Genomic DNA, 13,853 nt, shown 5'->3' on the forward strand with positions numbered 1-13,853 from the left:
CTGTCACAGACATATAGCCAATTTTTCGCAGATGAAATTTTGAGCATAATGAAGATATCGTCCTGCAGGTTCGTTTTAGGTTGAAAACGAGTCAAAACCCTTTTCCAGAGCCGATATCAGTTCCTCAACGGGCCCAAGCTTGTCTACAACCGCCAGGGCCTGCACCTCTTTTGCCCTGGCCATGAGATTTTCGTCTCGATTATAACCTGTAAAGAAGACGACCGGGATTCCCAGCCGCTCCCTGACCAGACGGGCGGCTTCAATACCATCCATCTCCCCCCCCAGGCTGACATCCATCAGTATAACACCGGGCCTCTCCCGTTCTGCCACCGCAAGTCCCTCTTCGCCGGTGGTGACCACTGCGCAGACGGTAAAACCGAATTCTTCAATCTTTCTGGCCAGCATCATACCAACCAGAACTTCATCCTCGACAATCAGCACAATTTTACTCATTACACCCTCTTTGGTCGTGCAGGTTCAGTAAACCGTATCCGGTAGCAAACCCCGGCCTCACTTGTTATCTCCAGGGAGCCGTGCAGCTGACCGGTAATGAGGTTGGTGGTAATCTGCATCCCGAGCGAACGAGCTTTTCTAGGCTCCAGACCCTTCGGCAACCCTGGACCGTTATCACCAACCACCACCTCGACCAGCCCCTCACTGTCGCGACGGAGTCGAATATAAATGCAACCTCCTGCTCCTTTTGGAAACGCATGCTTGAGTGAATTGGTTACAATCTCATTGATTGCAAGCCCCAGGGGCACAACACTATCGATGGACAGAAACACCTGCTGGCAATCGAAATCGACCTTTACCGCATCATCGAACACCATGCTCGCCACCAGAGCCGAAACCATTTCTTCAAGATACTGGCCGAGGTCGATATCCGTCAGATTCTGCGACTGATAGAGTTTTTCGTGAACTAACGACATGGCCCGTATCCGGCTTTCCGTCTCCCAGAACAGCATCTTCACCTGCTGATCTTCCAACTCCATCGCCTGGAGCTGCAGCATCGAGATAATCACCAGCATGTTGTTCTTGGTACGATGATAGATCTCGCGCAGCAGTACTTCTTTTTCCGCCAGTGACTCCTGCAACATCAGTTTACTGCGCAGCAGTTCCTCTTCCGTCTGCTTCTGGTCGGAAATATCCATGATCGTCGCCACCAGTGCAGGCCTATCATTCCAACTGGTTACAGCCCCTCCGACCAGCGCCTCGAAAGCGGTCCCATCTTTACGGCGACACTCACATATAAAGGGTTTTTCGGCATTTTCCTGGAAGTGCAGGATCGACATCTGATTAATCCGTTCAAACTGCCCCGGCATCACCAGATCAAGCACACTAATATCCCCGCGGGTCATCTCCTCTCGACTGTATCCGAAGATCCGCGAAGCCATGGGATTGACATAACGGATTTTCTTATCCTGGATGATACCATGTCCCGCCACCGAGGCGTCCATGACGATGTGGATCTGCTCCTCACTTTTCCTCAGCGCGTACACCGCATTTCGCCTTCTTTCACTCTCCCGGTTGAGTTCCTGAATGACATCACGCAATACGATATTTTTGTTACGCAGATCGCGCGTCCGCGCCTGTACCGTCAACTCGAGCTGGCGGGATTCTGTCTGTTTCAGTCGCTCTGCCTCCTGAAGCTGATCCACCATGGCGTTAAATGAACGAGCAAGAATACCAAGCTCATCGGCCCGATCCATCTTGCACCGGACCTGGAGATCCCCCTGCCCGACCCGCTGGGCCGTCACCGACATTCGCTTCAGCGGACTTACAAAATATATCACAGCCCAATAGACTACGACCAAGGTGATAAAAAGAAGAATAACACCATATACAACAAATCTTTTGGCCAACAGGTGCATCGTACCCGACAGTGCCTGTTCTGTGTGCTGAACCGCAGCAGTAAATTGCGCTTCTTCACTCACCAGTACCAGATGCCAATTCAATCGGTGCAGGGTATGCATATTCAAAACATAGCCATCAGCACCGAGTGTAACCTCAGCAGTCTCGGCCACCGAACCAATCAATTTCGGAGCAGACGCTGCTAACTCTTTATGCCTTGAATCTGCTAAAGATATCTGCCCCCCCGTCTCACCACTACCGGTTTTGGGGCCTACACCCGGCAGACCGAACAGACCGAGGAACTTTTTCGGAAAACTGATAATCTCTCCATTTTCAGCGATAAGAAATGAAAAGAGAGTTTCACCGGACCAGTTTTTGCTTTGGACGATATCATCGTCGAGCCAATCCAGCCCCCCGGCCAGGGAGATATCGACCCCTACCGCCCCCTGCATCGCACCATCTTTACCAACCACCGGCGATAGCACGGTAATTATAGGGACCCCCGTGGCGATATCATTATACACGGGTGTCCAGACCGCTGAAACGTTAGCGATTTGCTGATGATCCTGTAACCCCTTGAGTGATTCCATGATAGCACGGTAACGGAGCGGATTCCGATCCTGCACATTCATGCCGTCAGGTGCCTGCATATTGTGTCTGAGATACCTGCAGATACCGGAAGCTGTGATGAGATGGGTGGATACACTCCCGCGAACATTTTCCTGAACACCTTTCAATACCGGATCCAGCTGCATCATCGCCAGTAGCTCACGTTGCTTCCCGTCCACCGCCCGTCCCTCGCCCCTGAAGACCGTCGATACATCCTGCTCCCGGTAAAGGGGAATGCCATACTGCAATTGCAGCACAGAATCATGAAGGTTGCTCGGCAATGCCGAGAAGTAATCAATATTACTGAAGACTTCCCGCGACTGAGCGGCCATAAGCGATACCGCAGTTTCCGCCTGGGAAAAAGATGCGTCGTACTTATGGGCCTTTTCACGGGCAATGGTGCTGAGATAGGAGTAGGCCCGTTGCCTGGCCTCGTCACGATGAAAGTCAGCGGCGTAGTTACCAAACCCTGAGAGGGTCGAGAATACCATATAACAAAACGGAATCATCACCAGGATGATCAATACGGCAAGCAGAACAAAGAGTTTGACACCGATCCGCGTCTTCAACAACTCCATCATCGTGAATCTATCCCTCTCCTCTTCATCGCTTCTTCTACATCAAAAGAAATACAACAGTCTGGCACATCGGGCATCACTGGCCTCACGAACCAGGCCCTGGGCCGTTGAAACGGAGTAGCTCTTCAGGAGTATTGACATTTTGCCATCCTGACCGCAAATGGACCGGCACCGGAACCACCCGGACCCGTTTCGTTTCGGCTATCCGACTGATCCGCCGGACGCCCTCAAGATTCAACTGCTCAAACAACTCACCACACTGCGGTTCGTATCTGGCAAAAAGCGGCTCAACCGCTCTTTCGGGAGAAATCTGCGGAATGGCGCCCCAGCAGCCCAGCGATTTCTGGGCCAATAGCCATGTCACGGCTTCAGTGCTGAGCCCGGGCATATCGCAGGCCAGTAGCAGCCAGGCAGCTTCAGGCTGCCAGCGCATGGCCGACAAAATGCCGGTCAATGGCCCGGCGACGCCTGGAATATCCGCCAGTCGGGGCAGTGCACCAAGCGATACAGGAACGTTACCAGATCCGGAAAGCACGACACCATCAACCAACGGCTGAACCACGTCCACGGTCCGCTCCAGCCATGTTGTCCCTGAACTATCAGGCAACAGATGTTTGGGTCTCCCCATTCTCGAACTTTTCCCGCCGATAAGAATACATGCCCAGACCGGGCATCGGGCCTGCAGGCGCGCCAAACAGGCGCTAATGGTTGCTGCCGCCCCCACCGGATCATTTTCGCATTCAGGCAACTGCAGGAATTCGCCGCCAACTTCAACCAGTTGCTGAAGAGTGATGGAGTCCAGCCGAGTATCCGGTTCGGTTTCGAGCAAAACAAGATCGGCGTCCCTGGTGAGTCTTCGCAACATCAAGCCCAAACCGGCACTGTCACCCCGCCACACACAGCTTCGCTGGCCGTTATCGGACATGAAGGCCAGAGAAGCTGTGTGAGCTTCGCTACCTTTTTCGCCACCATCCGCTACCCAGCGTACCGTAGCTACCAGAAGCCCATCGGCACCAAGCAGCGGCAAAACATGCTTATAAAAAGAACGCAGCTGGCCAGAAGATGCACCGCTGAGCGAAAAGATGGGAAGGTAAGATGATTGCTCCACTGACTGGCAACGCTCCTTGACATTATCGATTGGCACAACTTCACGCATACCGCAAATTGGCCGGACCAGCCGGCAACGCTCCGACAGCCTGACCGCGTTCAAGAAACTGCTCAATCGCAGCCATTCCCTCGACACCAAGATCGCGGGAAAAGTCGTTCACATACAAGCCGATATGGCTCTGCACCACCTCTTGGGCCATCTCCTGGCTATGCTCACGAATATATCCCAGACAGGTGTCAGGATCGGCAAAGGCAAAATCCACGCTGTCACGAATGGCACGCTCGATCTTGCCAATGCTTTTGCCCCCTAAACTTCTACGGGCAGCAATCGCCCCCAATGGAATGGGCAGGCCAGAGTCTTTTTCCCACCACTCACCGAGATCCTGCAGACATATGAGATTATGCTGCGCATAGGTGAACCGACTCTCATGGATAATGACTCCCGCCTCCACCTCACCACGGAGGATCGCAGGCATGATCTGGTCAAAGCGCATTTCCACCAGCTCGGTACACCCAGGCAACAGCATCTGCAGCAGCAGGGCCGCGGTGGTATACCGACCGGGAATAGCAATCCGGCGTTTTTTCAATGCGGCAAGCTCCAGATTCTCCCTGGAGACCAGCAGAGGCCCGCAGCCTCGGCCGAGAGCGCTGCCGGCAGAAAGGATGCAGTACTCATCCAGCACATGGCCAAGGGCGTGGCAACTCAATTTAGTAATATCGAGTTTTCCCTTAAGCGCCCAGCTGTTTAAGGTCTCGACGTCTTCCAAAACAGGCGGAGCAAACTGGATATCATCACAATTGATCTTGCCGTGCACCAGGGCGTAAAAAATAAAGGTATCGTTCGGGCAGGGCGAATACCCGAGCGTCAGTGGTCCAGTCATGAAAGCTCCCTCATAAGCAGTGCACCGATCTCACCGGCCTTCACACAGGCCTGATGCAACTGCCAGTTTTTTCTGTCTCGGTCTTCCACCATATTGGAGATAATCCGTACCTCCACCAGCGGTATATTGTATAGCCGGCACAGCCGGGCAGCGGCAGCACCTTCCATATTTTCGCAAATTCCCTGCCAGCGCTCGTGCAACATACGGCCGCGGGCTGCAGTGGCACTTACACCATTGACCGTCACAAAGTTTCCACAATGACAGGTAATCCCGGCATTTCCGAGAACCGCTTTAGCCCGCTCAAGAAGTGGCGAAATAAGGCAAAACGGCTCAGCCCCACCCAGCTCTGGTGGGAAGTATTCCATATAATCGGGATAACAAATGCCCAAATCCCCCAAAACCTCGCTCGTGGCTAAACATACCTCCAATAGTCCCACCTGAGCGACCGCACTGTCTCGTATATAGGCTCCCCCGATACCGAACTGCAGCACACCGGTCAACTGCTCTCGCTTTTCAGCAAGCAAACTCCCCAGACTGACAGCGGTTTCCACCGGCCCTACTCCGGTCACAGCTACCGGCCACAGCTCCCCCTCGCGACCTGCAGCCGTCAGAAAGGGGTCTATTTCCAATTGGGTTGCAGCAACAGCCACAATCATGGTATCTACATCAGCTCCATCTGGTATCTTAACGGGTTTCAACCCACATCTGTAATCTGCCTGCCACTATACCATAATACCGGTTGCGGCAAAGAGAATTCACCTCAGCTTCACGACTGCATCTCCCATGGAAAAGGACTTTACTCTCGAGGCCTACAACTACCATCTTCCCGTCGAAAACATCGCCCAGAAACCGGCAGACCGGCGAGACAAATCACGTCTTCTTGTGCTCGATACTGCTGACTGCAGCAGGAACCACCGAACCTTTGCCGACATTCTTGACTATATCGGAGATGACGACATGCTGGTGGTGAACGACACCAGGGTTTTCCCTGCACGCCTTTATGGTAAAAAGGATTCGGGCGGGCGAGCCGAGGTTTTCCTGCTGGGGTATCCCATGCCGGTCGATGCTCCGGGCTCGGCAGAAGTTGAGGCCCTGATCAAAAGTTCCAAGCGGCCAAAGCCGGGTTCAACCATTACCATAAGCCCCGATCTTACCTGCACCGTCCTTGAACTGCTTGATGGCGGCAAGGCACGACTCGCGTTGAACTTTACCGGTGACCTCGATAGCATTCTCGCCGCCTGCGGCCAGGTCCCCCTGCCGCCCTACATTAGCCGGAATGACGGCACCACCCCCGAAGACGTTACCCGCTACCAGACCGTCTACGCCAACCAGCCGGGTGCCGTGGCCGCACCTACCGCCGGTCTGCATTTTACCGAGGAACTGCTCGCCCAACTTACCAGCCGCGGTGTGCTGCTGGGCACCATTACCCTTCATGTCGGGTATGGCACCTTCGCTCCAGTCAGAGCCGAGAAAATCCTGGAACACCGTATCCACGAGGAATATGTCGTAGTTCCCAAAGAGACGGTGGAAAAAATAGAGGCGGCCAAGAAAAGGGGCGGACGGATCTGGGCGGTAGGAACAACGACGGTACGGGCACTGGAATTTGCCGCACGAGACGGACAACTACGGCCGATCGAAGACTGGTGCGATCTTTACATCTATCCCGGCTTCACCTTCCGGGTAATCGACAACCTGATCACCAACTTTCACCTGCCCGGCTCATCGCTCATGTTCCTTGTATCCGCACTTTGCGGCCGGGAGACGCTACTCGACTGTTACCAGGAGGCAATCCGGGAAGGATACCGGTTCTACTCGTATGGAGACGCCATGGCAGTGATACGTCACCGGCCATGACGCCAGCAATACAACGATATTCCGAAAAGGAATCAGGATGCGGAAGAGGCAGCCGGGCAGCCGGCACAGCCACCGCCGGAAGCGCAGGCCGGCGCGGCCGGAGCACTGGCAGGAGCTGCAGCTGTAGCCTTGCCGGAAGAACTGGCATAACCGTCGGCATACCAACCGCCCCCTTTGAGCTGGAATGAGCTCATGGACATCAGTTTTTTCACCTCGCCCTCACATTCTGGGCAGCTGGAGAGTGGTTTGTCAGCCATTTTCTGCTGAACCTCAAAGACCTTGTTGCATGATTGACATTCGTACTCGTAAACAGGCATTGCTACTTCAACCTCTATATTCCTGAAAATTCGATTTCACAACACGACAATGAGGCTCACAGAAAGCCTCAACATCCTGCCGAACCAAACAGGTATCGGCCCCTCATGTTGCTGACGGTAAAGACTGCCAGCAGAATAATTCCCCTCTATCGGCCTGTCAACATCCGCAAGCCCCTATTGCTATGTTTTTCTTGAGAGCTTTTTTGCTTTGCATGAGCGCATAACGGTCTTCAGCTTGTTGTTCGGGTCCGTATCTGGTATAGATGGGCTCATCATTAAGGGCCGGGATGCAACACTGTTTTGTGTCCTCAGCCCGGCATGCACAATCTGAATGTTCCTGGCTGCCAACCAGTCCGCCTGGTTGCCGAGCGCCCAACCTCCTTCATCTTCAATACGACTATGATAGGCATTTTTGATTCCGGCATTGGCGGCATGACTGTGGCCCGTGCCGTTGAAAACCTTCTTCCCGGCCTGCCGATCCGCTATTTCGGCGATCTGGCCAGGACACCCTACGGCTCCAAAAGCGACACCGCTATTCTCGACTATTCAATTGAGAATACCGAATTCCTGCTGAGTCAGGGAGCAACGGTTATCGTCATCGCTTGCAACTCAGCGGCCAGCGTTGCTACCGAGCGATTGCGGGCCGATTTTGCCGTACCGATCATCGAGGTCATCAGTCCTGCGGTGCAGGAAGCCGTCGCCCGAACCCGTTCCGGCAGGCTTGGAATTATCGGCACAAGCGCTACCATCCGTAATAACCAGTATGAACGGCAGATTCACGCCCTGCAGCCAGACTATACAGTCTACTCCCAGCCCTGCCCGCTGCTGGTTCCATTGGTGGAAGAAGGCTGGCTCGACAAACGCGAGACCAAGATGATCCTGCGCCGCTACCTCAAGCCGTTAAGGGATAAACAGATCGATACCATGGTACTCGGCTGTACCCATTATCCGCTTCTCAAACACCTCATCCAGCCACGCGTCGGCAAACGAGTTCAGTTGATTGACTCATCCGAGGCAGTAGCGCTCCATTTGAAAAAATATCTGCAAGATCATCCCGGACTGGTTACAGTGAAGGAAAATCAACCGGAGCACCGCTATTTCGTCTCCGACCTTACCGCCAACGCCCAGCAGGCCGCAAACTCCATCTTTCAACGTAATATCGAATTGATACCGGCATGAAACATCCACTTCTTCGCTCACTGCCCGTCGCAGCCCTTTGCCTTGTTTTCTTTCTGGTTCTGTCTTCGATCTCTTTAGCCTCTGCGGCCGGAGAATATCCGGAAGATATTGCCGCCAGGCTCCAGAAAAAATATGACCAGATGAGAAGCCTCTCCTTTACCTTCAATCAGCAGAGCCAGGGACAGATCAGCGGGCGGCCGCGCACCGGCAGCGGCACAGCTTTCTTTTACAAGACCGGCAAAAACAGCAAGATGCGCTGGAACTATACCACCCCCGACAAGCAGGTGCTGATCAGCGACGGGAAAACATTTTCCATGTATTTCTCTGAACTCGAGCAGATGATCGTGACACCGGCAGACTCGCTGGAAAGCGATCTTACCTACACCTTCTTCAGCGGACGTGGCCGTATCGCCGACAAGTTCCACATCCTGCCGCCAGATGAAGAGCTCATGCAGGAAGAGATGAAAGCAGGACAGCCGCAGATTATCAAGCTGGTGCCGAAAGAACCCCAATCCCAGGTACAGGCCATCCACCTCTGGGTTGATGACGATTCACTTATCCGGCGTATCGAGATCAAGGACCATTTTGATACCGTAACGCTGCTCACTCTCTCCAAGATAGAAATCGACACCATCGACGGAAGCAGCTCAGAGGTGGCCAAACTGTTCTCTTTCACCCCGCCGGAGGGCACGGAAATCATCCACCAGTAGCCCATGGCCAACGAAGAGCAAAGAAAACAGGAGATTGCCCTTGTCTCCATGCCGTGGCCGATACTGAACCGGCCCTCCATCCAGCTGGGCGCTTTAAAGGCCTATGTCGAGCTGCACACGGAGACCGCAGTTGCCACCTTCCACCCCTATCTGCAGATCGCTCGGGCGCTTGGCACCAATATCTATGCAGCCATAGCGGACAACAGCTGGGCCGGGGAAGCACTGTTTGCCGCGCTGCTCTTTCCAGAGAGGACTCGTGAGGCCTGTCGTACCTTCGAGGAGTGCCTGTCGGGCAAAGATGAACTGATCCCACCATTTGACCACCTGGTGGAAACCGTCCACAAGGCTTGCCGCGACTGGCTCGGCAGTGTGGAGTGGGACACCTTTCGCCTGGCGGGTTTTTCGCTCTGCTTCAACCAGCTCTTCGCCTCGCTCTATCTCGCCCATCAGGTAAAACAACTGCCAGGATGCCCACCGATTCTCTTTGGAGGCTCATCATGCGGTGGTGAGTTAGGACGATCACTGCTTGAGACCTTTCCCCAGATTGACTATATCATCGACGGCGAAGGAGAAATACCACTCGCCGGACTCTGTAATTACCTGTTCCGAGCGCAGGCCGGCTTCCCGGAAAGGGTAATGACGCGCAACCGACACAATCACATCGTACCGTCACCGGAAGTGGCTGACCTCAACACCCTGCCGTCACCCGATTACACTCCGTACTTCGATGAGATACGCCAGATATTGCCTGATCTTCCATTCATCCCGGTACTGCCTCTGGAATTTTCACGAGGATGCTGGTGGAATAAATGTACCTTCTGCAACCTCAACCTGCAATGGTGTGGTTATCGTTACAAAAAGCACGAAACGGTACTGGCCGAACTGAGGCAAATGACCGACAGCCACCAATGCCTCGACTTCACCTTTACCGACAACGCCCTGCCACCCAAAGAAGCCGACGCCTTTTTCGACATCATGGGCCAAAACGATATTGATTGTCGCTTTTTTGCTGAAATTCGTGGAATCACTCACCCCAGACGCCTTGATACGTATCGGCGTGGTGGGCTTGACACCATTCAGGTTGGTATCGAAGCACTCTCAAGCTCCCTGCTGACGCGGATGCAAAAAGGCACCACGGCTATCGACAATATTGCCATGATGAAACATGCTGCCGGCTCAGATATCCTGCTCGAAGGCAACCTCATCATGGAGTTCCCCGGCTCCACCGAGGCAGAGGTGGGGGAGACCCTTGAGAACCTCAAATACATCCTGCCCTTTCGTCCGTTGTCACCGGCCACCTTTTTTCTCGGACATGGGTCACCCATCGATCGCGATCCGCGACATTACACTATCAAGGCTGTCACCCACCATCACCGAAACCGCCGCCTGTTCCCCCCTCAGATATTAGCAAATCTCAACCTGCTGGTAAAAGAGTATCGAGGCGACCGGCGCTTCCAGCGTCATCTCTGGCAGCCGGTCCGTCAGCAAATCTCTCTGTGGCAGCAATTCCATCAGCACCGTAACGCCCTGCACCCATATCCGCTCAGTTATCGGGACGGCGGCAGTTTTCTACTGATCCGCCAGGAAAGACTACACGGACCGGTCCTCAGGCACCGACTACAGGGCCTGTCCCGTGCCATTTATCTCTTCTGTGACGAGATCCGCACCACCCAGGAGATAAGTACCCAATTTCCCGGGTTGAAAGAGTCGGCTATTCTTGCCTTTCTCCACCAGCTGACGCAAAAACGGCTTATGTTCCGGGAAGAAAACAGGGTCATTTCTCTTGCCCTTCGGCAACAATAGCTTCATCCCTCAAGTAAATGAGCCCTTTCACCTTCATTTTTATGCCAAACAGCAGGAGAAAATGCGTATACAGGTTGTAACCTTCTTGACTGTAGGCTACGATCAGCCCAATAACTATGAACACGAGCCATCGTGCTTCACCACGGCAGCAAACGTGCATTCATGAAAGAAGGCACCATATCTGCCCTAAACTTCAAACACTCACCAGCAATCAGAGTTCATCGCATTTCACAGGAAACAATCATGGACGCCAACAACGAGAGCTTTGCAGATCTGTTCAAGCAGGAAGAAACCAAAAAACTCCGCCATTTCAGTCCCGGCCAGAAGGTGAAAGCCTCCATCATCGCAGTCAGCGGTGACTCGGTTTTCCTCGATGTCGGTGGCAAAAGTGAGGGCGTGTTGAACAGCGCAGAGTTAAAAGACGAAACAGGAGAGATTTCCGCCAAACCCGGAGACCGTATCGAAGTATATTTTCTGCGCTCCAGTGGTGCAGAGATGGTCTTCACCGCTAAGTTGGGCGGTGGCTCCGGCAACGAGCAGTTCGAAGAGGCATACCGTAGTGGTATTCCGGTGGAAGGATTGGTCAAAGCTGAGATCAAGGGCGGATTTGAGATCACTCTTGGCGGCAATGCCCGTGCCTTCTGTCCTTTCTCTCAGATGGGATTGCGTCGGGTAGAAGATGCTGCCGCCGAATACCTTGATACGAAAATGCTTTTTCGAATCACCCGCTTTGATGAAAATGGCAGAAATATTGTGGTCTCCGCCCGGGCAATTCAGGAAGAAGAGCGAGAGGCCAAACGTGAGGAGTTACAAAAAACGCTTGCGGAGGGTGACCTCGTTGAAGGAGAGATCAGCTCTATACGGGACTTTGGCGCCTTTGTCGATCTTGGCGGTGTTGACGGCCTGATTCCCATTTCCGAAGTTGGCTGGACTCGCATTGAGAATGTCTCTGAGTTTTTTACCGTCGGCCAGAAGGTGAAGGTCATCGTTAAAAAACTTGACTGGGACAACAATCGCATATCTCTGAGCTACAAGGAAACCCAGGCGGATCCATGGGCCGAAGCTGCAAATAACTTCCAGGAAGGTTCAACCCGGAAAGGCACCGTCTCTCGGCTCGCCCAGTTCGGGGCCTTTGTCACCCTGGCCGAAGGTGTCGATGGGTTGATTCACATCTCAAAACTTGGTGGCGGTCGCAGAATCAACCACCCCCGCGAAGTTCTGGAAGCTGGTCAGGAGGTCGAAGTCGTCATCGAGTCGATTGATACCGTCGAAAAGCGGATCAGCCTCGCCCCGGTCGATTATGAGTCTGCGGAAACGGTCGAAAACAAGGAGAAAGCTGATTACGTCTCCTATGTCCAGCAGGCGAAAAAGAAAGAAAAAAGCGAGGAAAACCTGGGCAGTTTTGGCGCCCTGTTAAAAGCGAAGATGAAGGAGAAGAAGTAGTCCCACTTCAGAAAGCTGAACAGCCCGGCAGTTCCTCAAACATGAGCGAACTGCCGGGTAAAACACGATGATCTATTCCCCGACCGTTAGCGACTGGCGCAGAGCCTCAAAGAGTATGACGGCCGCAGCCACGGAGCTGTTGAGTGAGTCGAGCGTTCCGACCATGGGAATGGAAACCAGAATGTCACATTCTTTTCGCACCAGCGGGCGAATGCCTTTGCCCTCACTTCCCACCACAATACAGGCAGGCACATTCAGATCGGTACTGTAGAGCGACTGTGCCGTTTCGTCCTTTATCGCCCCAAATATCCAGGCACCAGCCTTTTTCAGCTTTTGCAGGGCGGTGGCCAGATTGGTCACCTGGCTGATATCTATATGGGACATGGCACCGGCCGAAGTCTTGGCTGCTGCGCCACCCAACGGTGCAGAACGCTCTCTGGTCAGCACCACGCCACTCGCCCCCGAAGCAAGCGCTGACCGAATGATCGCGCCAAGATTATGCGGATCCTGCAAAGAATCGCAGACGATGAGCCGCGGCCGCTGGCCTGCCGCAACCTGTGCCGCAAATTTATCTACCAGCTGGTCAAATTCCATCAATGCGCTGGCACTGGTCCTGGCCACGACCCCCTGATGCCGCACCTGGGATGCGCCTTCACCGGTAAGTCGAAGGGCCGGCACAAACGTCAATTTCACCCCGGCCTTTCGGGCCAACTCGACAATTTCTTCCTGCTTCTTGCCGTGCCGCTCTTTTACCAGGATTACCTCGGTGACCCGATCCGGTTCTTGATTTAAGGCTTCGACAACGGGATGCGTACCCCACAACAGATCATCACTGATGCGGATACGTTTCTCGTTCGCCGCAGGCCTCTCCGGCTTCTGGCGCATCTCCGGCTTTATCTTTTTCATCGAACAGACTCCATTTTTACCGGTTCACCAGTGCGTCGCCGCCGTGCCCTGGCACGTTCAGCCACGATAATGGCCATCAGAGTTTCCACAGCCTCTTCCAGTTGGTCGTTGACCACCAGATAATCATAGGCTTTAGCCGCTTTCATCTCCATCTCGGCATTCTTTAATCGCAAAAGTACCGTCTTCTCATCCTCAGTATTTCGCCCGCGCAACCGTTCTTCCAGCACCTTCAGCCCCGGAGGCGCAATGAAAATCTGAACTGCAGAGAGGGTCTCGGTATCGCGGATAATCGTAGCGCCCTGAACATCGATATCAAGGATAATGTCCTCGCCCTCGCCCAGCCTGTCGGAGACGGCCATAATACTTGTACCATAATAGTTGTCGTGTACCCTGGCCCATTCTATGAACTGCTTTTCGGCGATCATCTGTTCAAAAGTTTCGCGCTCGACGAAAAAATAATCGCGTCCATGCTGCTCACCGGTACGCGGTTTGCGGGTGGTGTGGGAGACGGAAAAATTGAGACCGGGCAACTGCGCCATCACTTTTTTCAAAATGGTGGTCTTTCCGGTTCCAGATGGAGCTGAAATAACAAACAATATACCGTTTTTCATAACA

Annotated in this window: 13 protein-coding genes; 5 read left to right on the forward strand and 8 right to left on the reverse strand. The window is 53.7% G+C overall.

The window, feature by feature from the left end:
* Window positions 1-75 precede the first annotated feature (75 nt).
* From BUF15_RS03915 to mqnB, 5 genes are all read right to left on the reverse strand, one after another.
* The gene (locus tag BUF15_RS03915; RefSeq protein ID WP_073612152.1) at window positions 76-453 is read right to left on the reverse strand and encodes a response regulator; all 378 of its coding nucleotides are present in this window, start codon (window positions 451-453) and stop codon (window positions 76-78) included.
* The gene (locus tag BUF15_RS03920; protein ID WP_073612153.1) at window positions 453-3,041 is read right to left on the reverse strand and encodes a histidine kinase dimerization/phosphoacceptor domain -containing protein; all 2,589 of its coding nucleotides are present in this window, start codon (window positions 3,039-3,041) and stop codon (window positions 453-455) included. Before BUF15_RS03920 ends, BUF15_RS03915 begins: the two co-directional genes overlap by 1 nt.
* Before the next feature lie 82 nt (window positions 3,042-3,123).
* Window positions 3,124-4,248 carry a molybdenum cofactor guanylyltransferase gene (locus BUF15_RS03925; RefSeq protein WP_159441217.1) on the reverse strand — a complete coding sequence of 375 codons (1,125 nt, stop codon included), beginning with the start codon at window positions 4,246-4,248 and terminating at the stop codon, window positions 3,124-3,126.
* Complete coding sequence (locus tag BUF15_RS03930; protein WP_073612155.1) at window positions 4,187-5,026, reverse strand: 1,4-dihydroxy-6-naphtoate synthase; 840 nt, start codon at window positions 5,024-5,026, stop codon at window positions 4,187-4,189. The genes BUF15_RS03925 and BUF15_RS03930 overlap by 62 nt, the downstream gene beginning before the upstream one ends.
* Complete coding sequence (gene mqnB, locus BUF15_RS03935) at window positions 5,023-5,682, reverse strand: futalosine hydrolase (RefSeq protein ID WP_073612156.1); 660 nt, start codon at window positions 5,680-5,682, stop codon at window positions 5,023-5,025. The genes BUF15_RS03930 and mqnB overlap by 4 nt, the downstream gene beginning before the upstream one ends.
* Window positions 5,683-5,809: 127 nt before the next feature.
* Between mqnB and queA the strand changes: the two genes are divergently transcribed.
* A complete protein-coding gene (queA, locus tag BUF15_RS03940) occupies window positions 5,810-6,880 on the forward strand; it encodes a tRNA preQ1(34) S-adenosylmethionine ribosyltransferase-isomerase QueA (protein WP_073612157.1) in 1,071 nt (356 codons plus the stop codon).
* A 32-nt stretch (window positions 6,881-6,912) separates the two neighbouring features.
* Here queA and BUF15_RS03945 read toward each other — a convergent pair whose 3' ends face one another.
* A complete protein-coding gene (locus BUF15_RS03945; protein ID WP_073612158.1) occupies window positions 6,913-7,197 on the reverse strand; it encodes an FmdB family zinc ribbon protein in 285 nt (94 codons plus the stop codon).
* A gap of 318 nt (window positions 7,198-7,515) precedes the next feature.
* Here BUF15_RS03945 and murI point away from each other — a divergent pair, with 318 nt between their 5' ends.
* From murI to rpsA, 4 genes are all read left to right on the forward strand, one after another.
* Window positions 7,516-8,376: a glutamate racemase gene (gene murI / locus BUF15_RS03950; RefSeq protein ID WP_234981108.1), complete on the forward strand. Its 861-nt coding sequence runs from the start codon at window positions 7,516-7,518 to the stop codon at window positions 8,374-8,376.
* Entirely contained in the window at window positions 8,373-9,086 is a 714-nt protein-coding gene (locus BUF15_RS03955) for a LolA family protein (protein ID WP_073612159.1), read from the forward strand. Before murI ends, BUF15_RS03955 begins: the two co-directional genes overlap by 4 nt.
* Before the next feature lie 3 nt (window positions 9,087-9,089).
* Entirely contained in the window at window positions 9,090-10,889 is a 1,800-nt protein-coding gene (locus tag BUF15_RS03960) for a RiPP maturation radical SAM C-methyltransferase (protein WP_073612160.1), read from the forward strand.
* Window positions 10,890-11,132: 243 nt separating this feature from the next.
* Window positions 11,133-12,332, forward strand: coding sequence for a 30S ribosomal protein S1 (gene rpsA / locus BUF15_RS03970; protein WP_073612364.1), 1,200 nt, complete (start codon window positions 11,133-11,135; stop codon window positions 12,330-12,332).
* A gap of 72 nt (window positions 12,333-12,404) precedes the next feature.
* On the opposite strand, the gene rlmB is transcribed toward rpsA, so the two are convergent.
* The gene (rlmB, locus tag BUF15_RS03975; protein ID WP_234981109.1) at window positions 12,405-13,238 is read right to left on the reverse strand and encodes a 23S rRNA (guanosine(2251)-2'-O)-methyltransferase RlmB; all 834 of its coding nucleotides are present in this window, start codon (window positions 13,236-13,238) and stop codon (window positions 12,405-12,407) included.
* Complete coding sequence (gene gmk, locus BUF15_RS03980) at window positions 13,235-13,849, reverse strand: guanylate kinase (protein ID WP_073612162.1); 615 nt, start codon at window positions 13,847-13,849, stop codon at window positions 13,235-13,237. Before gmk ends, rlmB begins: the two co-directional genes overlap by 4 nt.
* Window positions 13,850-13,853: the final 4 nt, after the last annotated feature.

This window comes from Desulfopila aestuarii DSM 18488 (genome assembly GCF_900143695.1).
Lineage (GTDB): Bacteria > Desulfobacterota > Desulfobulbia > Desulfobulbales > Desulfocapsaceae > Desulfopila > Desulfopila aestuarii.